Source organism: Pseudarthrobacter sulfonivorans, from assembly GCF_024391045.1.
Taxonomy (GTDB): Bacteria; Actinomycetota; Actinomycetes; order Actinomycetales; family Micrococcaceae; genus Arthrobacter; species Arthrobacter sulfonivorans_B.
Genome location: NZ_JANFCZ010000013.1, coordinates 1 through 23,446, shown reverse-complemented (window position 1 = coordinate 23,446; position 23,446 = coordinate 1). Strand labels below are relative to the sequence as shown.

Sequence of the window (23,446 nt, the reverse complement as noted above, 5' to 3'; positions counted from 1 at the left end):
CCAACAATGAAGTTAGGTCCCAAGGCGGCAGCAGCCGCCATCATCGTCAGCGCAGGTCTCGCGCTGACAGCCTGCGGCGGCGGTGCCGGCGGTGCTGGCGCACCGGCAGCCAAAACGACGTCTCTGACGATCGGTGCCCTCTCGGATGTCCGTTCCTGGGATCCGTCCCAGGCCCACGTGGGACACACCCTGCAGCCTTACCAAGCCGCCTACGACTCCCTTCTCCTGCGCGAACCGGACGGCAAGCTCAGCCCCATGCTGGCCACCGACTGGAAGTACAACGACACCAACACCAAGCTCACGCTGGACCTCCGCACCGACGTGACCTTCAGCGACGGAGCAAAATTCGACGCCGAGGCCGCCAAGGCAAACCTGGACAACTTCAAGAAGGCCAACGGACCGCAGATGGCCCAGCTGGCCGCGGTGACCGACGTCGCAGTGGTTGATGCCGACACCATCGAGCTCAACCTCGCCCAACCGGATCCCTCCCTGGAGTACTACCTCAGCCAGGCAGCCGGCCTGATGGGCAGCCCCAAGGCACTCGGCAGCGAAGGCATCAAGACCGAGCCGGTGGGCAGCGGACCGTACGTGATGGACAAGGCTGCCACGGTCAAGGATTCGCAGGCCGTCTTCACTGCACGCAAGGACTACTGGAACAAGGACATCCAGAAGTTCGAGAAGGTCACTTTCAAAATCCTCACCGACGTGACCGCCCGCACCAACGCGCTGGTGTCCGGCCAGGTTGACGCCACCATCCTGGACCCGAAGAACGGCAAGCAGGCGGATGGAGCCAAGATGAAGCTCGTCGCCAGCCAGGTTGACTGGCAGGGTTTGCTGCTCCTGGACCGTGACGGCACCAAGAACCCCGCACTGGCCAACGTCAAGGTCCGCCAGGCCATCAACTACGCCTTTGACCGCAAGACCATCGTGGACCAGGTCCTCCTCGGCCAAGGCACCCCCACGTCCCAGCCCTTCGGCCCGGCCAGCGGCGCAACCACCGACGCACTCGAGAACTACTACTCTTACGATCCGGCAAAGGCCAAGGCGCTCTTGAAGGAAGCCGGCTACGAAACGGGTGTCACGATTGACGTACCGGCTGTTCCCGGCTTCGAAACCCAGCTTGCTGTGGTCAAGCAGCAGCTCAGCGACATCGGCATCACCCTGAACGTCGGTGCCGCGATCACCCTGGCTACCTACACCTCCGACATCGCGGCACAAAAATACACCAGCATCTTCTTCTCCCTCTTCCAGGGCGAGCCGTGGGTTGCCACCAACCAGATCATCTCCACCAAGGCGCTCTACAACCCGTTCAAGAACACCACCCCCGAGCTGCAGGCCAAGATCGATGCGGTAGAAAAGGGCGGTAAGGACGCTGCCAAGCTGGCCCAGGAAGTCAACAAGTACGTGGTGGAGCAGGCCTGGTTTGCCCCGCTGTACCGCGTGAACCAGATGTACTACACCAACGCCAAGATCACCGTTGACCCGCAGGTCCAGCAGGCCGTCCCATCCATCTACAACTACGCTCCGGCCAAGTAGCACCGAGCGAATCAGCCTCCGCTTCCAGGAGCCGGCCCCACAGCCGGCTCCCGGAAGCGGACGGCCCCTTCCACCGCCACTCCAACGGAGCCAGCAATGATCACCTTCATCCTTAAACGCCTCGGCAGCGGGCTTGTTGTCCTGTTGGCTGTGTCGCTTCTTGTTTACTCCCTGTTGTACGTGTCCAGCGGCAGCATCGCACGGAACATCCTGGGGGATACCGCTACCCCTGAGCAGCTGGCGCTCAAAAACACCGAACTCGGGCTCGACCAGCCGTTCTTTGTCCGCTACTTCGGCTGGCTCAGCGGCGCTGCACGCGGCGACCTGGGCAGTTCCTGGTTCACTTCCGAGCCCGTGGCCAACGCGCTCGCCAGCCGCATTCCCGTCACCATGACCATGGTCTTCGCCGCCATGCTGCTGATCGCCATCATCGCAACCCTCATCGGAGTGGCCGCCGCCGTCAAGCGCGGTTGGGTGGACCGCGTGGTCCAGATTGGCGCCATCATTGGCGACTCCATCCCCGGCTTTGTGATTGGCATCATCCTCGTCTTCTTCCTGGCCATCTCGCTCGGACTCTTCCCGGCCACCAGCACCATCGCCCCCGGAGTCGGAGCAGATGCCTGGGTCCTTTCCCTGACACTGCCGGTCATCGCCCTGCTGATCAACGGCGTCACCGGCGGTGCGCAGCAGATCCGCAGCGCCGTGATCAAGCAGTTGGAGCGCGACTACGTCCGGACCCTGCGCAGCCGCGGCATCAGCGAACGCGAAGTCCTCTTCAAACACGTCCTGCGCAGCTCAGCCCCGGCAGGTCTGACCGTGCTCAGCCTGCAGCTGATCGGCATGCTCGGCGGTGTGGTCATCATCGAATCCATCTTCGCGCTCCCCGGCATGGGCCCGTTGGCCGTCGCCGCCACTGCCCAGAGCGACCAGCCAGTGGTCATGGGCGTCGTTATGTACACCGTCGTCGTTGTGATTGTCGTCAACCTCATTGTTGACCTGCTCAACGGCTGGCTTAACCCGAAGGTGCGTGCCTCGTGACCGAGTCCGTCGAAACCTCAGCGCTGACTCCCGCACCCGGAACCGGCCAGACCGGTACCGTGGTCCGGTCCACCGTCCTGCGGCGCCTCTTCAAGAACCCGCTGGGCATTGTCGCCATGGTGATTCTGCTGGCGATGGCAGTGCTGGCAGCGTTCGCGCCCCTTATCGCCCCGTTCGATGAGAACTTCGCCAACATCGCCAAGACCCTGGCTGCCCCGGACGCTGTCAACATCCTGGGTACGGACAGCTCGGGACGCGATGTGTGGAGCCGCCTGCTCTTCGGTGCGCAGCTTACGCTGACCTCCGCGCTGCTGTGCGCGGTGGTGGCCATCGCCATCGGCCTGCCCGCAGGCTTGATCGCCGGCTACTACGCCGGCAAATTCGAGGCCGTCTCCAACTGGGTCGTCAGCATCCTGATGAGCCTCCCGGGCCTGATCGTCCTGCTGACCATCCGCGCGGCGTTCGGCCCCTCGGTTTGGATCGCCATGATCGCCTTCGGTGTCCTGATCAGTCCGTCCTACTTCCGGTTGACCCGCTCAGCGGTCCAGTCGGTTCGCAACGAACTCTATGTGGATGCCGCCCGCGTCTCCGGCCTCTCGGACCTGCGCATCATCACCCGCCACATCTTCTCCGTGGTCCGCGCCCCCATCATCATCCAGACCGCCGCGATCGCCGGTGTTGCCATCGCCATCCAGTCCGGCCTGGAGTTCCTGGGCCTGGGGGATCCCGCCAAGGCAACGTGGGGCGTGATGCTGTCTGAAGGCTTCAAGAACGTCTACCTCACCCCGTCGCTGCTGTTCTGGCCGGCGTTCGCCATGGCATTGACCATCGGCGCCCTGGTCCTGCTGGGAAACGCCATCCGTGACGCACTGGAAGATGGGGAGAAAATCAAGCACCGCCGGAAGAAGATCCACACGGCAGAGGACGCAGCTGCGGCCAGCGCCGCCAAGGCAGCGCGCAAGACCGTTGCCGCCGTCGAAGCCGGAACCGAACACCACCTGGTCAAGGTCACCAACCTCGGCGTCGGCTATCCGCAGGCTGACGGTTCCATCAAGAAAGTTGTCGACGACGTCTCGTTCCATGTGGACCGCGGCGAAATCCTCGGCATCGTGGGGGAGTCTGGGTCCGGCAAATCCCAGACAGCGTTCTCCATCCTGGGCCTGCTGCCCGATACGGCCCGCATCGTGGCCGGTGCTATCCAGTTCGACGGTAACTACACGGTGGCGCCGGGCGAAGACAAAGTGAACCAGGACAGGCTGTCCAAGCTGCGCGGCAAACGGATCTCCTACATCCCGCAGGAACCCATGTCCAACCTGGACCCGGCCTTCACCATCGGCTACCAGCTGGTCACGCCCTTGGTCCGCGTCCTGGGAATTTCCAAGGCGGAAGCCACCGATCGGGCCATGAAGCTGCTCTCCGACGTCGGCATCGTCAACCCCGAGCGGACCTTCAAGGCCTACCCGCACGAGGTTTCCGGCGGCATGGCCCAGCGTGTGCTCATCGCCGGGGCCATCAGCTGCGAACCGGACCTCATCATTGCGGACGAGCCCACCACCGCCCTGGACGTGACCGTCCAGGCCGACGTGCTGGACCTCATCCGGGACCTCCAGCGCCGCCTCGGCGTCGGCGTCATCATGGTGACCCACAACTTCGGTGTGGTGGCTGACCTCTGTGACCGCGTGGTGGTCATGCAGAACGGACGCCTGGTCGAAGAAGGCCCCGTGCGGGACATCCTGCGCGATCCGAAGGAAAGCTACACCCAGACCCTGCTGGCTTCCATGCTGGAAGGCAAGGAACCCATGACCATGCTGGTGCCCGCAAAGTCGAAGGAGAACGCACGGTGACCGAAACTGCAGCTCTTAACTCCAACACCGCGGAATCCGCCCCGGCACGCAACGGTCTCCTGCGCGTGGAAGACCTCGTGGTGGACTACACAGGCAAGGGCTTCCGGGCCAGGAAGTTCCGCGCCCTAACGGACATCAACATCAGCATCGGCCAGGGGGAGACCCTGGGCCTGGTGGGGGAGTCCGGCTCCGGCAAGACCACCCTGGGCCGCGCGGTCCTGGGCCTGGCACCGGTAGGCGGCGGCAGGATCACTTTCGAAGGCCAGGACATCAGCCACGCCACCCGGAAACAGCGCCGGGTCCTGAGCCGCGACATGCAGGTGGTGTTCCAGGATCCCTACACGTCCCTTAACCCGGCACTGGAGATCGGCGATATCCTCGCCGAGCCCCTGGGTGTGCAGGGCATGGAGTCCGCGGCGGCCAGGAAGCGCGTGAAGGAACTCCTGGACCAGGTTGGCCTGCCGTCCGACGCCATCCACCGGCTCCCGCGCGAGTTCAGCGGCGGCCAGCGCCAGCGCGTGGCGATCGCCCGGGCCCTGGCACTATCTCCCAAGCTCATTGTCTGCGATGAGCCGGTCAGTGCACTGGACCTTTCCACCCAGGCCCGGGTCCTGGATCTCTTCCTGCAGATCCAGAAGGACACCGGCGTTTCCTACCTGTTTGTCTCGCACGACCTTGACGTGGTCCGCCACATCAGCCACCGTGTGGCCGTGATGTACCGTGGAGAGATCGTGGAGCAGGGGCCGGCAGAGGTTGTCACGCGCAACCCCGAGCACCCTTATACCCAGCGATTGCTTCTCGCTTCTCCGGTGCCCGATCCGGACCGCCAGGAGAAACGCCGCGCCGACCGCCACCGGCTGCTCGAAGAACAGCGGCAGCAGGCCGAACAGGCGGGCGTCCCCGCGTAGGGCTCGTCCTAAACCACACTCAACAGCGACAACGATGGAGGACTAAACATGGCCAACACAGCCAAAATTGGCGTACAGGCAATGATGCTGAGGGACAGCTTCACCGAGATCGGGGCCTTCGAAACGCTCCGCAAGGTCAGCAGCATCGGCTACAACGCCGTCGAGATCTCCCAGATCCCGATGACGCCGGAGAATGTGGCCGAATTGGACCGCTCCCGCACCGAACTGGGCATGGACATCGCCGCACTGTCCGTGGCCATGGAGACTCCCAAGGGCCGCCCGGGCGATTCGCTGGCAGAGCACTTCGACAAGATCGTGGAGGACGCCAAGAAACTGGACTCGAAGCTGCTGCGGATCGGCATGCTGCCGTTCCCGGCGATGAAGTCGATCGGCGCCGTGGTCGATTTCGCCAAGCAGGCCAACGAATATGCCGAGCGGCTGCAGGAGCAGGGCCTGAGCCTGTACTACCACAACCACCACATTGAGTTCGCGAAGTTCGACGGCAAGTACATGCTGGACATCATTGCGGAGAACTCCCCGGCCATGGGCATGGAAATCGATGTGCACTGGGTCCAGCGCGGCGGCCTGGACCCGGTCCGCACGCTGGAAAAATACGCCGGCCGCACCGCCATGGTCCACCTGAAGGACTACCGGATCGGCGAACTGCCCGAGTCTTCCTTTGAGCTGCTGGACAACGGCGACATCATGGGCTTCATGCGGGAATTCAAGGACGTGGTGCAGTTCGCCGAAGTGGGCGAAGGCAACCTGGACTTCGCGTCCATCATCCCGGCCGCCCAGGCTGCCGGCGCACAGTACCTGCTGGTGGAGCAGGATGAACTCTACGGGCGCACCGTTTGGGAAGCGCTGCAGACCTCCTACGACAACCTCGTCGCGCTGGGCCAGTCCCACCTCTTCTAACCTGTTCCCAGACCAAGCACCAGAGAAAACGGAGATTCATTTCATGAGCAAGAAAGTACGCCTTGGCATCATCGGCCTCGGCCAGCAGGGCGGCGCCTACGCCAAGTTCATCACAGACGGCCTGGTCCCGAACATGGAGATCGGCGCCATCTGCGACATCGATCCGGCCAAGAAGGAACTGGCCGCTGCGACGTACCCGAATGCGCCGTTCTACGACGACTACATCGCCATGCTGGAAAGCGGCGACGTCGACGCCGTCGTCACCTGCGTCCCGCACTTCCTGCACCCCGAGATGGGCATCGAGACGCTCAAGCGCAACATCCACGCACTGGTGGAGAAGCCGGCCGGTGTGTACACCAAACAGGTCAGGGAACTGAACGAATTCGCCGCCACCAAGCCGGAACTGACCTTCGGGATCATGTTCAACCAGCGCAACAACCCGCTGTACCAGAAGCTCAAGGAAATCGTCGAGAACGGCGAGATCGGTGCCATCCGCCGCACCAACTGGATCATCACCAACTGGTGGCGGCCGCAGGGCTACTACAACTCCAGCGAATGGCGTGCAACGTGGGGCGGCGAGGGCGGCGGCGTCCTGGTCAACCAGGCCCCGCACCAGCTGGACCTCTGGCAGTGGATCTGCGGCGTGCCCAAGTCGGTCTACTCGAAGGTGGCTTTCGGCTTCAGGCGGGACATCGCCGTCGAGGATGAAGTGACCGCAGTGGTTGACTACGGCGACGGTGCCACCGGCGTCTTCGTCACCGCCACGCACGACCTCACCGGCACTGACCGCTTCGAAATCCTGGGCGACCAGGGCAAGATCGTGGTCGAAGGCAGCAAGACCGCCACCGTGACCCGCCTGAAGAAGCCCGAGCGTGAACTCAGCGATGGTATGGGCATGGACGATGTCCGTAAGCTCTTTATGGGTGAGCTGAACCCGGAGGAGTACTACACCACCGAGGTCATCGAGTTTGAGTCCGCGTGGGGTGCCCAGCACTCCGGTGTGCTGGAGAACTTCGCTGCCAACATCCTGGACGGCACGCCGCTGCTCGCTCCGGGATCGGATGGCATCAACGGCGTGTGCCTGGCCAACGCCATCCACCTGTCCGCCTGGACCGGCAAGGAAGTTGGCCTGGACTTCGATGAGAACGAGTTCCTGGCGGAGCTCAACAAGCGCATCGCCGAGGAAGGCAAGTTCCCGCAGCGCGCCTGACCTCCCGCCCCGCCAGCCCGACTGAGTCGCAGTTGATGCTGTTTTGAGCCGTCAAAACGACATCAACTGCGACCTGGTTGGGCTGTTTCATCGCTAGGATGGGGCGGTGACTGAACCCCAGACCCCGGATGCCGCCACACCTGCCCCTGCAGCCAAAAAGCACGGCCGGGACGGAAAATCCAACGCGACGATCTACGACATCGCGAGGGTTGCCGGCGTGAACGCTTCCACGGTTTCGCGGGCGCTCAGCAAGCCCGGCCGAGTCAGTCCCAAAACGCAGAAGCTGATCGAGGACGCCGCGGCCGAGCTCAACTACCATGTGAACCCCTTCGCCCGCGCCCTTCCCACGGGCAAGACAAACACGTTCGGCCTGATCGTTGCGGACATCACCAACCCCACCTTCTTCGACATCATCCGCGGCGCCGAGACCACCGCAACCGAGCGTGACTATACGCTGGTCCTTGCCGAATCGGCCGAGTCCCCGGCGACCGAACTGACTGCCGCACGCCGCCTGATGGCCACCGTGGACGGCCTCATCCTGGCAAGCCCCCGCATGGACGATGACAACATCCGCGCCCTGGCCCGGGACAAACCCGTGGTGGTGATCAACCGCGAAGTCGAGGGAGTGCCCTGCGTGGTACCGGATGTGCACAAGGGACTCAGCGAGGCCGTCCGCAGCCTGGCCGGGAACGGGCACCACAAGGTCGCGTACGTGGCCGGCCCGCCCCAGTCCTGGATGTCCGAGCGGCGCTGGGAAGGTGTGCAGGCCGCCTGCGAGTGGTCCCGGCTTGAGGCGGTCCGGCTGGAGTCCAGCAAACCAACGGTCGACGGCGGCCGGCAGACGGCGCGTGATGTCCGCGCCAGCGGTGCCACTGCGGTACTGACCTACAACGACCTTCTGGCCATCGGGCTGATGCAGGAACTGCAGGCCGCGGGCATCACGGTGCCGGACCAGGTCAGCATCGTGGGCTTCGACGACATTTTCGGGGCGGACTTTACGACGCCGCCGCTCACCACGGTGCGTTCGCCGCTGGGGGAGTGCGGCGCGGGTGCCGCCACGCGCCTCCTGGACCTCCTGCACGGAACCGGCGAGCCGGCCGGCACTTTGAGTGTGGAGACGGAACTGGTGCTCCGCGGTTCCAGCGGCCGGATTCTGTCCGCCTGAGCAGCCGCTGAACGGGCGCACACCACGCGTTGGCAATTTTTGGCAACCGGTTGACAAAAGCAGGGGGCAAGCCCGACCATTGACCTATGTCACAGTCGATTGCTGCCAACCCAGACAGGCTCCTGCCCGCCGATCCAGGAACGCGCAGCATCGCGCGCGACCTGCTCCAGCGCGTCCAGGACCTCCCCATCATCTCCCCGCATGGCCACGTTGACGCCGCTGTCATCGAAAACAACACGCCCTTTCCTGACCCGGCGGCGCTGCTGGTCAGCCCGGACCACTACGTCACGCGCCTGATCCACGCCAACGGCGTACCCCTGGACAAGCTGCGCGCGGGCGGTGCCACCACACCCGAATCGAGGGACATCTGGCGTACGTTCGTGGAAGCCTGGCCGCTCTTCGAGGGCACGGCTTCCGGCTACTGGCTGCGCACCCAGTTCGACAGCGTCTTCAAACTGGGCGCGGACCTCGGCGACATGTCTGCCGAGGCCAGCTATAACGCCATCGCGGCCAAGCTCGTTGAGCCGGAATTCCGGCCGCGGCAGCTGTTCAAGGACTTCAACATCGAGGTCCTGGCCACCACGGACGATCCCCTGGACAACCTCGCCAGCCACAAGGCAATCGCCGAGGACCCCACCTTTGACGGCCGTGTCCTGCCGACGTTCCGCCCGGACCAGTACCTGAACATCGCGCACCCCGCCTGGAGCGCCAACGTGGACCGCCTGATCGACGCCGCGGGCGACGGCGCCACCGGCTACGGTGCCTACATCACGGCCCTCGAGAACCGCCGCCGCTACTTCGTGGAACACGGCGCAGTCTCCGCCGATCACGGCGTATCCACCCCCGCGACGCTGAAGCTGGACCGTGCGGAGGCCGAGCGGATCTTCGAACTCGCCCGGGCCGGCAAAGCCACGGCCGAGGACCGCAACACCTTCGAAGCCCACATGATGTACCAGATGGCCCGGATGTCCGTGGAGGACGGCTTGGTCATGACCATCCACCCGGGCTCCTTCCGGAACCACCACACGCCCACGTTCGAGGCCTTTGGCGCCGACACCGGCCACGACATTCCGTTCGCCGTAAACTACACCGACGGTGTCCGCGACCTCCTGCAGGACTTCGGTACAGCCAAGGACTTCCACCTGGTGCTGTTCACCCTGGACGAGACTGTGTTCTCCCGCGAACTGGCGCCGCTGGCCGGGTTCTACCCGTCCGTCTACCTGGGCGCCCCCTGGTGGTTCCTTGACGCCCCTGACGCGATGCTCCGCTTCCGCTCCGCCGTCACCGAAACCGCGGGGTTCTCCCGCTCCTCAGGTTTCATCGACGACACCCGCGCCTTCTGCTCCATTCCTGCCCGCCACGATGCGTCCCGCCGGATCGAGGCCTCGTTCCTGGCGCGCCTCGTCGCCGAGCACCGTGTCAGCGAAGACCGCGCCCACGAACTCATTGTGGACATCGTCGATTCGTCCCCGCGAAGGGTTTTCAAACTGTGACCACCGAACAGACCAGCGCCGAACAGACCAGCGAAGCCCCCGGCACTGCGGCCAGCCTTCCCCAGCTGAACCGCACGCTGCACGCAGCCCCCAAACCGCCGGTCCGGATCGTCCACCTTGGCCTCGGGGCCTTCCACCGCTCGCACCAGGCGTGGTACACCAGCCAGGCCGGCGACGCCGCGGACTGGGGCATCGCGTCCTTCACCGGCCGGCGCCCCGACGCTGCCGTGGCTCTTGCCGAGCAGGACGGACTGTTCACGCTGGTGGAGCGCGCTGACAGCGGCGACTCATTCGCCGTCGTCGGAAGCATCGTTGAAGCGGTGGACGGTGCGGACGTGCAGCGGCTCGCGGAACTCGTGGCAGCGCCGGCAACGGCCATGGTTACGCTGACCGTCACCGAAGCCGCGTACCGCCTGGGTGCCGACGGCAAGCTGGATACCGGGGCGGCCGACGTCGCCGCGGACCTTGAGCTGCTGGGTTCAGGCAGCGGAAACCCGTCGACGCCGCTGGGCCGTTTGGTCCTCGCCCTCGCTGCCCGCAAGGCCGCCGGAGCCGGTCCGATTGCGGTGGTCTGTTGCGACAACCTCGCCAACAACGGCACCGTAGCTCACAACGCCGTGACCGGCCTCGCCGCTGCCTGGGACGCGGACCTCGCGGCCTGGGTTGAGGCGAACGTCAGCTTTGTCAGCACATCCGTGGACCGCATCACGCCGCGCACCACGGAAGCCGACATCGCCGTCGTCGAAGCCGCCTGCGGGTACCACGACGACTCTCCGGTAGTCGCAGAGCCTTTCACCAACTGGGTGCTCAGCGGCGACTTCCCCGCCGGCCGCCCGCGCTGGGAAGATGCCGGGGCGGTCTTCGTAGACCACATTGAACCGTTCGAGAACCGCAAGCTCTGGCTCCTGAACGGCGCCCATTCCCTGCTGGCGTACGCCGGCCAGCTCCGCGGCCACACCACAGTGGCCGAAGCGCTTGCGGACCCGGAGTGCCGAAAGGCCGTGGAAAGCTTTTGGGACGAGGCCGAGGCCAACCTGTCCGGGGCGGCCGCCGCAGGAGCCGACCTGCAGATCCCGGCCTACCGTGACGCCCTGCTGGCCCGCTTCAGCAACGCACGGATTGCCCACCACCTGGCCCAGATCGCCATGGATGGCAGCACTAAGCTGCGCATGCGGGCAGTTCCGGTCCTGCTGGCCGAACGCGGCCAGGGACGGTCCGGAGCCGCTGCCGCCTTGATGATTGCGGCCTGGATGGATTTCAGCGCCGCAGCTGAGACGTTCCATGACCCGCTCGCGGCCGAGGTGGCTGAGGCCAACAAGCTGGACGGCACGGAGCGTGTGCGGGCCCTGCTGGGGCTGGTTGATCCCGCCCTGGCGGCCGACCACGCCGTGGTGGAGCTGGTTGCCGGCCTGCTCGGTGCGTTCGCGGCAAGCTCCTAAGCCGGGCTCCCGCCGGCCCGCCCGCGGGCGACTCGGTTCAGTTTCACAACGCCGTCTGGCAACAGCACTGCCCGGTCCGGGAAACACGGACCGGGCAGTGCTGTTTTTGCTGAGCGGCGGATTCATGAAATTTCAACAGAAATTAATGGCAACCGCTTGCCATTTGATTGCCAAGTGACTAGGATTACAGTCAACGAGTTACAGGTGGCGGCACTCCCGTCCAATGTGGATTTCCGGTTGAGGCCTGGCCCAAGATTCACCGCTGCATAGCATTTCAATAATTCGCCGGCCCCCATGGCGGCAAGGGTAAAGGAGCCCAATCATGAAAAAGCTAAACAAGCTCAGCATCGTCGGCTACGGGGCCGGGGACGCCGCAAACAACCTCGCTTTCACCACGGCAACCATGTTCCTGCTGGTCTACTACACGGATGTTGCCGGTATCTCCGCAGCGGCCGCCGGAACCCTGCTGCTGGTGGTACGCCTGTTCGACGCCTTCGCCGATGTCTTTGCCGGCCGGCTCGTGGACCGGACCTACAGCAAGCGCTTCGGAAAGTTCCGGCCGTTCATCATGTTCGGCTCCATTCCGCTGCTCCTGTTGAGCATGGCGGTGTTCTCCGTCCCGCAGATCGGCGAATCCGGCGCTCTGCTGTACGCCTACGTCACCTACGCGGCCCTGGGCCTGGCCTACAGCCTCGTGAACATTCCGTACGGCTCCCTGGCCGGTGCCATGACGCAGGACCCGGGGGAGCGCGCCAAACTTGGTTCGGCCCGCATGGTGGGCGGCCTGCTGGTGGGTTCGGCCCTCGGCATCTTCGTGGCCCCGCTCATCAAGCCTGGTGCTGACCTGCAGTCCACCTTCACCACCATCACGCTCGTCTTTGTGGTCATCGGAACTGCCCTGTACTTCTTCACGGCACTGACCGCCAAGGAGCGAGTCCACCGGGCAGTGCCGAATGTTTCGGTCAAGCAGAGCATCGAAACCCTTAAGGGCAACAAGCCCCTCCTGATGCTATGCATCAGCTCCTTCTTCTTCCTCTCCGGCTACCTGGCGCTGACGTCGGTGCAGCTGTACTACCTGCGCGATGTCCTGGGACGCCTCGACCTGTACCCGGTCCTGTCCATTATCCAGCTGGTCCTGACCTTCGTCCTGGCAGCGTTTATGCCCAAGCTGGTCCGCAGCATCGGCAAGAAGGCCATCTACATCTACTCCTCCCTGGTCACCGTGGCCGGCGGCGTGGTCATCTTCTTCACCCCGGCCAGCCAGGCCATGATCGGCTTCGGCGGCCTTGTGCTCAGCCTTGTCGGTGTCCTGGCCATGAGCATCGTGGTGTGGGCCCTCGAAGCCGACACTGTTGAGTACGGCGAATGGAAGACCGGTGTCCGCACCGAGGGCATCACCTACGCCCTGTTCTCCTTCACCCGGAAGTCCGGCCAGGCCGTGGGCGGCGCCCTTGCCGCCTACGCACTTGCCCTGGGCGGCTACAAGTCCGGCGGAGTAACGCAGACCCCGGACGCCGTGTTCGGTATCCAGATTGCCGCAGGTGCACTCCCGGCCGTATTGACTATCCTTGCCGTATTGGTAATGACCAAGTACACGCTGACTGATGCCAAGCACGCGGAAATCCTCGCCGAGATCCAGGCCCGCCGCACCAAAACGGCGTATGCCGGCACCCCGGCTGAGGCCGGCCAGCCAGCTGATGCCGCCGCCCCCGCTCATGCCAGCACGCCCGCTGGCCGATAAGTCCCTACACGACCAACTGACCTGAAGTCCCCGAAAGGATCTGCCGTGAAAATCATTGCCGCTGAGGTGTTCGTGACCAGCCCGTCCCGTAACTTCGTGACCCTGCGCATCACAACGGACGATGGAGTCACCGGCATCGGTGACGCCACGCTCAATGGCCGCGAACTGGCTGTCGCCGCCTACCTCAAGGAGCATGTTGCCCAACTGCTGATCGGCAAGGACCCGCACAAGATCGAGGACACCTGGCAGTTCCTGTACCGCAGCTCCTACTGGCGCCGCGGCCCGGTGACCATGGCAGCCATCGCCGCCGTTGACATGGCCCTGTGGGACATCAAGGGCAAGGTGGCCAACATGCCGGTCTACCAGCTCCTCGGCGGTGCTTCACGCAACGGCCTGCGCGCCTACGGCCACGCTTCAGGCTCGGACATCGAGTCGCTGTTCGATTCCGTCCGCGAGCACCTGGAACTAGGCTACAAGTCCGTCCGCATCCAGACCGCCGTCCCGGGCATCAAGGCCGTCTACGGTGTTGCCGCCCAGGCGCAGGCCTCCGGCGAACGCTATGACTACGAGCCCGCCGGCCGCGGCGCGTTCCCAGTGGAAGAGGACTGGGACACCCGCGCCTACCTGCGCCACCTGCCCACCGTCTTCGAAGCCGTGCGCAACGAGTTCGGCCCGGAACTGCCCCTGCTGCATGACGGGCACCACCGCATGACCCCTATCCAGGCCGCCAAGCTCGGCAAGGCCCTGGAACCGTACGACCTCTTCTGGCTCGAGGACTGCACCCCGGCCGAAAACCAGGAAGCCCTCCGCCTGGTCCGCCAGCACACCACCACCCCGCTGGCCATCGGTGAAATCTTCAACACCGTGTACGACTACCAGACCATCATCAAGGAACAGCTGATCGACTACGTCCGCGCAGCCTCCACCCACTTCGGCGGCATCTCCCCGCTGAAGAAGGTCATGGACTTCGCCGCCCAGTACCAGATCAAGTCCGGCTTCCACGGCCCCACCGACATCTCCCCGGTGGGCTTCGCCGCCCAGCTGCACGTGGGCCTGGCCATCCACAACTACGGCATCCAGGAATACATGCAGCACTCGGACAAGACCAACGAGGTCTTCGAGCAGTCCATGACGTTTGTGGACGGCTACCTGCACCCGGGCGACAAGCCCGGCATCGGCGTCGAATTCAACGAGGAAGCCGCAGCGGCCTACCCGTACCAGCAGGCCTACCTGCCGTATAACCGCCTCGTCGACGGCACCGTCCATGACTGGTGAGGCACGGCTGGTGATCACCAACCAGTCAGACGCTGCAAAGCGGGGACCGCGCGTCATCGTCATGGGCGTTTCGGGCTCGGGGAAAACCACCATCGGTGACCTGGTGGCCCGGGAACTCGATGTCCCGTTCCTCGATGGCGATTCCCTCCACCCGGTGGAGAACGTCGCCAAGATGGCCGCCGGCACCCCCTTGACGGATGAGGACCGCTGGCCGTGGCTCGCCACGGTGGGATCCAAGCTGGCAGAGGCCGGGGACTCCGGCCTGGTGCTGGCGTGCTCGGCCCTGCGTCGCAGCTACCGGGACGCCATCCGCGCCAAGGCGCCGGACACCATTTTCCTGCACCTGCACGGCAGCAAAGAAGTACTGAAGGCCCGCACTGAAGGCCGTTCCGGCCACTTCATGCCGCCTGCATTGCTTGAATCGCAGCTGGCCACCCTCGAAGCGCTGGAATCGGATGAAGCCGGCATCGTGGTGGACATCGCCGGACCCGTGGACACCGTGGTGACCGACGCGCTGGCGGGGATCGCCGCCGCCGCGCCCGCCGCAGGCGGAAGCTCCACTGCCGGACGCCCTGAAGCAACCGGTGCCGCGGGCACCCAGGGCCGCCAGTTCGACGTCGACCTCCAGGCTGCGCCGTACAACCTGGACGACGCCGCGGTGGAGTGGGTGAACTCCACCCTCGAGTCGATGAGCCTTGAAGAGAAGATCGGCCAGCTCTTCATCAACCACAACAACGACTACTCCCCGGAGTACCTCGACGGTGTCCTGGAGAACTACCACGTGGGCGGCATGCGCTACCGGCCCGGCCCCTCGGGTGCCGTGCAGGAGCACATCCGCTACGCGCAGTCCAAGTCCAAGGTGCCGCTGCTGGTGGCGTCCAACCCCGAAATGGGCGGCGCCGGCAGCTGCGACGACGGCACGTTTGTGTCCACGCACCTGCAGGCAGGATCGCACCCGGACAAGTCCATCGCCCGCAGAATGGGCCAGGTGGCCGGTGTGGAAACCGCCGCGCTGGGTTGCAACTGGGCCTTCGCGCCGATCGTGGACATCCACTACAACTGGCGGAACACGGTCATTTCCACGCGGTCCTTCGGCAACACCCCGGAGATCGTGGTGGAGCGGGCAAAGGAGTACTTCGACGGCATCAGCGAGTCCCCGACCGCCTGCGCCATGAAGCACTTCCCGGGCGACGGCGTGGACGAACGCGACCAGCACGTGGTCACGTCCTACAACACCTTCGGCTACGACGAGTGGAACAAGACCTACGGACACGTGTACCGCGAAATGATCGGGCACGGCGTGCAGTCGATCATGATCGGTCACATCGGTGCGCCCGAACTGTCCCGGCACTTCCGCCCGGGCCTGGCGGACAAGGACATCAAGCCGGCAACCCTGGCGCCCGAACTGCTGCAGGATCTGCTCCGCGGCGAGCTGGGCTTCAACGGGCTGATCCTCACGGACGCCTCGCAGATGATCGGGCTCACCCAGGCCATGAAGCGCAAGGACCTGGTCCCGGCCACCATCGCAGCGGGCTGTGACATGTTCCTGTTCTTCCGCAACCCCGCGGAGGATTTCCAGTACATGCTGGACGGTTACAAGTCCGGCATCATCACCGAGCAGCGCCTGCACGACGCCCTGCGCCGCATCCTCGCGCTGAAGGCCTCCCTAGGCCTGCACAGCAAGGACCGCGGCGAACTGGTTCCGCCGGCTGAGGCACTGGCCAAAATCGGCAGCGCCGAGCACCGGGCCGTTGCCGCCGAGGTGGCGGACAAGACCGTCACCCTGGTCAAGGACACCGCGAACAACCTGCCCATCGCGCCGGAAACGCACAAGCGGATCCGCCTGTACGGCATCTCGGGGGAGTCGGACTTCACCCGGATGGACCCGCTGGCCTACCTGGACAAGGTCAAGGAGGAGCTGGAAACAGCCGGCTTCGAGGTGCACCTGTTCAAGACCGCCGCGCAGCGTGAAGCGGCGGGGGAGACCGGCATCAACTTCATGTCCGTCATCTCCGAGGAAGCCACTGGGGACTATGCGGACAAGTACGATGCCGCGTTCGTCTTCGCCAACGTCAAGGGATTCGCCCAAGAAGCGGCCATCCGCATCAAGTGGTCCACCCCCATGGCGGCGGAAATCCCGTGGTACGTCACTGAGGTTCCCACGGTGCTGGTTTCACTGAACCAGCCCAACCACCTCATCGACGTGCCGATGGTCAAGACCGCCATCCACACCCACGCCGATTCGGTGGAGGCCATCCGCGCCACCATCGAAAAGATCATGGGCAAGTCCGAGTTCCAGGGGACGTTCAACGAGAACGTCTTCTGCGACTCCTTCGACACCCGGCTGTAGCCACAGGCGCCCACGGGGCGCAGCCGGCCTGGGGACGCAAATGGCCCGGGGACCCCTGATTGAGGGTGTCCCCGGGCCATTTCCTTGCCCGGACTATATGCGGGTCAACGGCTCCGGCGTACCGTAAGGGCATGGAGCGAACGGGGTGCGCTGTTGTGGGCGGAGGCCCGGCGGGCATGATGCTGGGACTGCTCCTTGCCCGGGCTGGTGTGCATGTCACTGTCCTGGAAAAACATGCCGACTTCCTGCGGGATTTCCGCGGCGACACCGTCCATGCGTCCACGGTCCGGCTGATTGACGAGCTGGGACTCGGCGACGGATTCCGCAAACTGCCGCAGAGCCGGCTGAGCAGCGTCGCCTTGCCTGTCCCGGGCGCCGGGCTGGTCACGGTGGGCGATTTTGCGTCCTTGAAGCCGCCGTACAACTACATCGCCATGATGCCGCAGTGGGACTTCCTGAACTTCCTGGCCACGGAGGCCGAGCGTGAACCGACCTTCACCCTCCTCCTGGAACACGAAGCCACGTCCTTAATGTTCGACGGCGGCCGCGTCGCCGGCGTCCGCTACCGGACGAGCGACGGCATCGAAGGCGCCCTCCACGCGGAGCTTGTGGTGGGCACCGACGGGCGCCATTCCGTGCTCCGCCGCGGCGCGGGACTGCAACCGAAGGAGTACCCCGTGCCCTTCGACGCGTGGTGGTTCAGGCTGCCGCGGCATGCTTCGGAAAAGGGCGCGGTGGCGGGAATCGTCCCCGCGTTCCGGGACCGCGAAGCATTGATTTCCCTGTTCCGTGACGACTACTACCAGATGGCGTATCTGGGTCCGAAGGGGATGGACACACAGATCCGCGCCGAGGGGGTGGAACGGTTCAGGGAACGCATTGCGGGGCTGCGGCCGGACCTGGCCGACCGGGTGGACTCGATCCGTTCGGTGGACGATCTGCACTGGCTGGACGTGCGGCTGGACCGGCTGAAGCGGTGGTACATTGACGGGCTGCTGTGTATTGGGGACGCCGCCCATGCCATGTCCCCGGCCGGAGGCGTGGGCATCAACCTGGCCATCCAGGACGCCGTCGCGGCAGCGGCCCGGCTGGCTCCGGCGCTCCTGCAGGGGCGCGTACGGATGAAGGATCTCGCCGCGGTGCAGCGGCGGCGCACGATGCCCACCGTTGTGGTGCAAAGCATCCAACGCATCATGCATCAGACGGTTTTCATACCGTTGTTCGCCGGGACCAGAGCCGGAGTCCCCCCGTTGCTGCTCTTTGTGGTCCGGCACATTCCACCGGCACGGCGGCTGCTGCCCCGGATGATCGCCTTCGGGCCCCGTCCCGAACACGCCCCCGACTTCGCACGCCGCGTCCCGTCGGAGGCAAGGGCAGGGGTGCGTCGTCACAAAGGCGGAAACCACTAAACTGGGGACCATGACTTCCCTTCCTGATGCCGCTGCCGCACGTGCCCGCCTCCTTGAACTGATCCAGGAACTAGCCGTGGTCCGCGGCAAGGTCACGCTGTCCAGCGGCGCCGAGGCCGACTACTACATCGACTTGCGCCGCATCACGCTGCACCACGAAGCAGCCAAATTGGTGGGTCAGGTCATGTTGGCATTGGCGGACGACGCCGGGATTGACTTTGAGTGCGCGGGTGGCCTGACCATGGGTGCTGACCCCGTGGGAACCGCGCTGATGCACGCCGCCGTTGATGCCGGCCGTCCGGTGGACGCTTTTGTGGTCCGCAAGGCACAGAAGTCCTATGGCATGGGCCGCCAGGTTGAAGGACCGTCCGTTGAGGGACGCAAAGTCCTGGTGCTCGAGGATACGTCCACCACCGGCGGGTCCGCGCTGACCGCCGTCGAAGGTGTCCGTAAAGCCGGCGGCAACGTGGTGGCCGTGGCTGTCATCGTCGACCGGGACACCGGGGCCAAGGAAAAGATCGAAGCCGAGACCGGGGTTCCGTACCTGTTTGCCTTCGGCAAGGATGAGCTGGGACTTTCCTAACGGTACATTCCTGGCGGTCCGGAGGCCGGGAAGTCAGGGCGCAGCCGCCAGCGGGGCCGGTATAATTCACTCAGGCCTTTTCGCACCAACTGGAGAATGCGCACCATGCTTGCACACGAATCACCCTTGAACACCACCGAACAGGTACAGAACCTCATCCTGGAGAGTGCGGATTTCGAGGAATTCCTCAATGAGCTGGCCAGGTTTTCGGCACACCAAATGGCAGGTGACGGCGATGACGCACTGTGCGGAATCACCCTCCTCCGCGACCGCAAGGCGGCCACCATCGGCTGGAGCAGCGACGACGCCCGCGACGTGGACGAAATCCAGTACTCGCTGGCGCAGGGTCCCTGCCTGACGGCGGCCGAAGAGCAACGCGAAGTCAACGTGCCGGACCTGTTCGAGGAGGACCGCTGGGGGCCGGCCTACGCCGATGCTGTGGCGTCCCACGGGCTCCGCTCAGTCCTTTCGCTGCCCTTCAACCTCCAGGGCGACGCGCGGGCCGCCTTGAACCTGTACTCGGATGTGCCGCACAAGTTCGACGAACGTGCCGCCGCCAAGGCCCGGGGATTCACCAGGGAGATCTCCCAGGCCCTGCGGCTGGCTGTCAGGTTTGCGCTCCACAGCGACGCCGCCACCAACCTCCGTGCCACGCTGGAGTCCCGCACCATCATCGACATCGCGATCGGCGTGGTGATGGCACAGAACAGGTGCAGCCAGGACGTCGCCGTGCAGATCCTGACGGACGCCTCCAGCAACAGCAACACCAAGCTGCGCGATATCGCCAAGGCCCTCGTGGACTCCGTGGGCGGAACCGGCACCCGCACCCACTACCAGCAGCCCGGCGAAGCGCGCGCGGGCTGACGCCAGCCGCCCGCGCTTGTGCCGGGTTCATCCGAGGGCTACGCTTACGGAGGTTGAGCCGTCGGCCATAGACACCCCTTTATTTGGAGTACCTATGGAGAACCCTTTTAATGGCACCGTTAATGGTGCTGCTGGCCTGAACGCCGCCACCAGCCGTGACGATCACTCAGACACCGTCAGGATTGACGTCCTCGGAAGCGTGGACCAGGCATCACGGCCAGCCCTCGTGCACATGATCCAAAAGCTCCGCAACCTTGGCATCCAGTCCCACGTCAGCGTAAATCTTTCCCAGGCCGCCAGAGTGGAATCAACGGCGCTGGCCGGTCTGCGCAAGGACCTGAACTCGATGGAAGGCGCTCCCGGCATTTCCGGCGGTGGGGTTTCCCTGACACTTACCGGGGCAGACCACGCGGACCGTATCGACGACGACACCGTAGTCCCGCTGCGGGAACCTGCTGATGTGCTGGAGGCCGAATTTGGCGCTGCCTTTGAGGCGGACAGCCACGAGGCCAAGGAACCGGCGCCGGCGTCGCAGGTTTTCCTCCCGCTCGAGGACTACTCCGACGACGAACTCTTCGCCGCCAGCGACGAAGTCTTCTCCCTGCTTGACGACCCCCAGGCCGTGGGCGGCGCGGACCTGCTTGGCCGGTATAACGACATCGGCGAGGAAATTCTGCGCCGGACCCCGGTCAGTGAGCTCGTGAACCCGGCGGAGCGGCAAGCCGCAAGCTGATGCCCCCTCGCCCCCTGCCGGCGGCCGGGCCAAGGTAAACCCGGGTTGCGGGTGCGGGTTCGCCTGTGGCTACGGTAGAGATGTGCCGTACAGGGAGGGACCAGAACCGCAGGAGCCGTCAGGGCGGCCGGGATCCCGGCAAGCCCGGCTGCTGGCCAATGCCGCTGCCCTCAAGCGGTTTTCGCGCCGCGGGTTCCTGGCCGGAACGGGCGCATCAGCTGTCCTCGCAGCGGACATGCTCTTCACCCGCCGGGTCCAGGCGGAGCGGCGGGTCAACAGGATCCTCCAGGTCCCGGATGACTTTGCCGACGCCTACTATCCGAATGCCAGCTGGTTCCTCTTTCCCGGTTTCAAGACTAGCTGGGAGGAAGCGCAGTGGATCCTGAACGCCCTTCGCGGTTCGCTGAACAAGCGCGGCCGGCTCGCCGCCGTCGGATATTCCAACCTGGGGCTGGACATCGACCAGGTGGTCAGCACCGTCGTCGACCACGTCCGCGCGAACAACCTCACCAAACTCTACTTCTACGGCCACAGCTTCGGCGGCATGGTGGCCGCCCAGGTGGCCGCGCAGCTCAAGGAAGTCCACGGCGTGGAGGTGGCGTTCATCCTCCTGGATTCCAGCCCGTTCAGCCGGAGCGACGTGCTGGACGAGAGCTGGTTCGACGGCGTGGTGTTCCTTTACGAGCGCGGATTCCGCTTCCCCTCGGTGCTCCGAGGCAGCTACGAGCTGGGGGAGCGGGTCATCCACAAGGACGAACGGACCTGGCGGCAGATCTTCGACCAGACCATGGAACAGCTCTCACCCATCGCCCCGTCCAGTGTCCTGATCCAGTCCGAGTCGGCGTACATCTACCACTTTGACGGGAACGCGTACGCGGACAAGCTCGGCGGCACACGCATGGCCTACATCGGGAACCCCAAAGACCGGACGGTGCTGTACGAGTCGGCCCGGAACGCCTGGGCCGCAGCCTTTCCGGGGCACATGGTGTCCACGGACCTGCAGACCGACGGGGCTCTGCCGGCACACGCGAGCCCGGGCTGGAGCCCCCTCGTCTACCGGCCCATCGTGGACAAGCTCATGGACGAATTCTTCCCGCTGCCCCGGGGAGGATCGAGGGTGAGCGTCTTCTAAATCTGGTTCTTCAGGTCAGCCACGGAATTCAGCACCTGGTTGGGCCGGAACGGGTAGGCGGCAATATCACCGCGCTGAGTAATGCCGGACAGCACCAGGACCGTGTGCAGCCCGGCCTCCATCCCGGCAATGATGTCAGTGTCCATCCGGTCCCCGATCATCGCGGTGGTTTCGGAGTGGGCATCGATCTGGTTCATCGCGGAACGGAACATCATCGGATTCGGCTTGCCCACAATGTACGGTTCCCGGCCGGTGGCCTTGGTGATCAGTGCGGCGATGGCGCCCGTGGCCGGCATCGGCCCGTCCTTGGACGGACCGGTTGCGTCCGGGTTGGTGGCGATGAAGCGGGCCCCCGCCAGGATCAGGCGGATGGCCATAGTGATCGCTTCGAAGGAATACGTGCGGGTTTCGCCGAGCACCACAAAGTCCGGATCCTGGTCGGTGAGGATGAAGCCCGCCTCATGCAGCGCCGTGGTGAGCCCTGCCTCCCCGATGGTGTACGCACGGTTCCCGGACCCGGAACCACGCACCTGGTCCTTGAGGAACTGCGCCGTGGCCAGCGCGGACGTCCAGATGTTTTCCTCCGGAATCTCCAGCCCGGAGGCACGGAGCCGGGCCGCCAGGTCGCGGGGGGTGAAGATGGAGTTGTTGGTCAGCACCAGGAATCGCCTGGACGTGTCCACCCAGCGCTGGATCAGTTCCGCCGCGCCCGGGACGGCCTGGTTTTCGTGGACCAGCACGCCGTCCATATCCGTCAGCCAGCACTCAATCTCCTGGCCGCTGCGGTAAACCGCCGGGTTTCCCACTACCTGGTCTGCTTCTTGCACGATTACCTCCACCAGTGATGAATGCTCCAGTGCACCAGTCTAGTGTTGAGGGGTGATTCAAACGCCCGGGAACCCAGCCGAACCCCAACCGTCCTCTACACCCCAGCAACCGGAGGAGCCGTTGGAGCCCAAGGCGGAGGTGGGCGTCGGACCCTGGGAGGGCGAACTGCCCGAAGGCGACCACTGGGACCATGAGTTGCTGGCCGACGGGGACCGGCGCAACGTGGTGGACCAGTACAGGTACTGGAAGCACGACGCGATTGTGGCCGATCTTGACTCCAAACGGCACAACTTCCACATCGCCATCGAAAACTGGCAGCACGACATGAACATCGGCACGGTGGTGCGCACCGCCAACGCGTTCCTGGCCAAGGAAGTCCACATCATCGGACGACGCCGGTGGAACCGCCGCGGGGCCATGGTCACCGACCGCTACCAGCACGTCCGCCACCACCCCACCGTGGAAGACTTTGTGGCCTGGGCGCAGGGGGAGGGGCTCGCCATTATCGGCATCGACATCTTCCCGGATTCCGTGCCGCTGGAGACCTACGAGTTGCCCAGGGACTGCGTGCTCGTATTCGGCCAGGAAGGCCCGGGTCTTTCCGCGGAGGTCCACGAGGCTGCGCGGGACACCCTGTCCATCGAACAGTTCGGTTCCACCCGGTCCATCAACGCCGCCTCGGCCGCGGCCATCGCCATGCACGCGTGGATCCGCCGGCACGTGTTCAACCAGCCGGTGTCCTAACCCCACCCCCCCGCGAGATGGCTTGAGGATGACTGGCGCATCCACTTGGCCCGCAGGCCAGGCTTTAGCATGCCCACACTTCACGGCAGTCGCAGCGCCAGACACTGCCACGAGGTGCCATCTCGCGGGCGGGCGTAACCCGGAACACTATCTGTCCCGGAATGGCTAGGATGGTGGCTAGCCGTAAGAGGTCTACTCCAGGGTCACGCCCACAGACGAAAACTCAGCATAGGAGT

The 23,446-nt window shown here is 64.9% G+C and carries 19 protein-coding genes; 18 read left to right on the top strand and 1 reads right to left on the bottom strand.

Annotated features, from left to right (window positions below; genetic code table 11):
- The first annotated feature begins 6 nt into the window (after positions 1-6).
- The 17 genes from NQJ30_RS10350 (at position 7) to NQJ30_RS10270 (ending at position 21,638) form a co-directional block, all read left to right on the top strand.
- Entirely contained in the window at positions 7-1,536 is a 1,530-nt protein-coding gene (locus NQJ30_RS10350) for an ABC transporter substrate-binding protein (RefSeq protein WP_255769837.1), read from the top strand.
- A gap of 96 nt (positions 1,537-1,632) precedes the next feature.
- Entirely contained in the window at positions 1,633-2,574 is a 942-nt protein-coding gene (locus NQJ30_RS10345) for an ABC transporter permease (protein WP_255769836.1), read from the top strand.
- A complete protein-coding gene (locus NQJ30_RS10340; protein WP_255769835.1) occupies positions 2,571-4,418 on the top strand; it encodes a dipeptide/oligopeptide/nickel ABC transporter permease/ATP-binding protein in 1,848 nt (615 codons plus the stop codon). Before NQJ30_RS10345 ends, NQJ30_RS10340 begins: the two co-directional genes overlap by 4 nt.
- Positions 4,415-5,326 carry an ATP-binding cassette domain-containing protein gene (locus tag NQJ30_RS10335; protein WP_308215188.1) on the top strand — a complete coding sequence of 304 codons (912 nt, stop codon included), beginning with the start codon at positions 4,415-4,417 and terminating at the stop codon, positions 5,324-5,326. The genes NQJ30_RS10340 and NQJ30_RS10335 overlap by 4 nt, the downstream gene beginning before the upstream one ends.
- 48 nt (positions 5,327-5,374) lie before the next feature.
- Positions 5,375-6,244: a sugar phosphate isomerase/epimerase family protein gene (locus NQJ30_RS10330; RefSeq protein WP_255769834.1), complete on the top strand. Its 870-nt coding sequence runs from the start codon at positions 5,375-5,377 to the stop codon at positions 6,242-6,244.
- A 43-nt stretch (positions 6,245-6,287) separates the two neighbouring features.
- Positions 6,288-7,454, top strand: a complete 1,167-nt coding sequence (locus NQJ30_RS10325) for a Gfo/Idh/MocA family protein (protein ID WP_255769833.1) — start codon at positions 6,288-6,290, stop codon at positions 7,452-7,454.
- A 106-nt stretch (positions 7,455-7,560) separates the two neighbouring features.
- Positions 7,561-8,619: a LacI family DNA-binding transcriptional regulator gene (locus tag NQJ30_RS10320; protein ID WP_255769832.1), complete on the top strand. Its 1,059-nt coding sequence runs from the start codon at positions 7,561-7,563 to the stop codon at positions 8,617-8,619.
- An 86-nt stretch (positions 8,620-8,705) separates the two neighbouring features.
- Positions 8,706-10,112 (top strand): glucuronate isomerase, encoded by a 1,407-nt coding sequence (gene uxaC, locus NQJ30_RS10315; RefSeq protein WP_255769831.1) that lies wholly within the window; start codon positions 8,706-8,708, stop codon positions 10,110-10,112.
- Positions 10,109-11,551, top strand: a complete 1,443-nt coding sequence (locus tag NQJ30_RS10310; protein ID WP_255769830.1) for a mannitol dehydrogenase family protein — start codon at positions 10,109-10,111, stop codon at positions 11,549-11,551. Before uxaC ends, NQJ30_RS10310 begins: the two co-directional genes overlap by 4 nt.
- Positions 11,552-11,873: 322 nt before the next feature.
- A complete protein-coding gene (gene uidB / locus NQJ30_RS10305; protein WP_255769829.1) occupies positions 11,874-13,292 on the top strand; it encodes a glucuronide transporter in 1,419 nt (472 codons plus the stop codon).
- 45 nt (positions 13,293-13,337) lie between these two features.
- Positions 13,338-14,567 carry a D-mannonate dehydratase ManD gene (gene manD / locus NQJ30_RS10300; RefSeq protein WP_255769828.1) on the top strand — a complete coding sequence of 410 codons (1,230 nt, stop codon included), beginning with the start codon at positions 13,338-13,340 and terminating at the stop codon, positions 14,565-14,567.
- On the top strand, positions 14,557-16,917 hold the full coding sequence (locus tag NQJ30_RS10295; RefSeq protein WP_255769827.1) for a gluconokinase, GntK/IdnK-type: 2,361 nt from the start codon (positions 14,557-14,559) through the stop codon (positions 16,915-16,917). The genes manD and NQJ30_RS10295 overlap by 11 nt, the downstream gene beginning before the upstream one ends.
- A gap of 131 nt (positions 16,918-17,048) precedes the next feature.
- Positions 17,049-18,326, top strand: a complete 1,278-nt coding sequence (locus NQJ30_RS10290) for an FAD-dependent oxidoreductase (RefSeq protein ID WP_255769826.1) — start codon at positions 17,049-17,051, stop codon at positions 18,324-18,326.
- Positions 18,327-18,336: 10 nt separating this feature from the next.
- Entirely contained in the window at positions 18,337-18,909 is a 573-nt protein-coding gene (pyrE, locus tag NQJ30_RS10285; RefSeq protein WP_255769825.1) for an orotate phosphoribosyltransferase, read from the top strand.
- A 105-nt stretch (positions 18,910-19,014) separates the two neighbouring features.
- Positions 19,015-19,773 (top strand): GAF and ANTAR domain-containing protein, encoded by a 759-nt coding sequence (locus NQJ30_RS10280; RefSeq protein WP_255769824.1) that lies wholly within the window; start codon positions 19,015-19,017, stop codon positions 19,771-19,773.
- A gap of 94 nt (positions 19,774-19,867) precedes the next feature.
- The gene (locus tag NQJ30_RS10275) at positions 19,868-20,506 is read left to right on the top strand and encodes a hypothetical protein (RefSeq protein ID WP_255769823.1); all 639 of its coding nucleotides are present in this window, start codon (positions 19,868-19,870) and stop codon (positions 20,504-20,506) included.
- 82 nt (positions 20,507-20,588) lie between these two features.
- On the top strand, positions 20,589-21,638 hold the full coding sequence (locus NQJ30_RS10270; protein WP_255769822.1) for an alpha/beta fold hydrolase: 1,050 nt from the start codon (positions 20,589-20,591) through the stop codon (positions 21,636-21,638).
- On the opposite strand, the gene NQJ30_RS10265 is transcribed toward NQJ30_RS10270, so the two are convergent.
- Complete coding sequence (locus NQJ30_RS10265) at positions 21,635-22,465, bottom strand: HAD-IIA family hydrolase (protein WP_255769821.1); 831 nt, start codon at positions 22,463-22,465, stop codon at positions 21,635-21,637. The genes NQJ30_RS10270 and NQJ30_RS10265 overlap by 4 nt on opposite strands.
- A 52-nt stretch (positions 22,466-22,517) precedes the next feature.
- On the opposite strand from NQJ30_RS10265, the gene NQJ30_RS10260 reads away from it, so the two are divergent.
- Positions 22,518-23,210, top strand: coding sequence for a TrmH family RNA methyltransferase (locus NQJ30_RS10260; protein WP_374113243.1), 693 nt, complete (start codon positions 22,518-22,520; stop codon positions 23,208-23,210).
- The last annotated feature ends 236 nt before the right edge of the window (positions 23,211-23,446 follow it).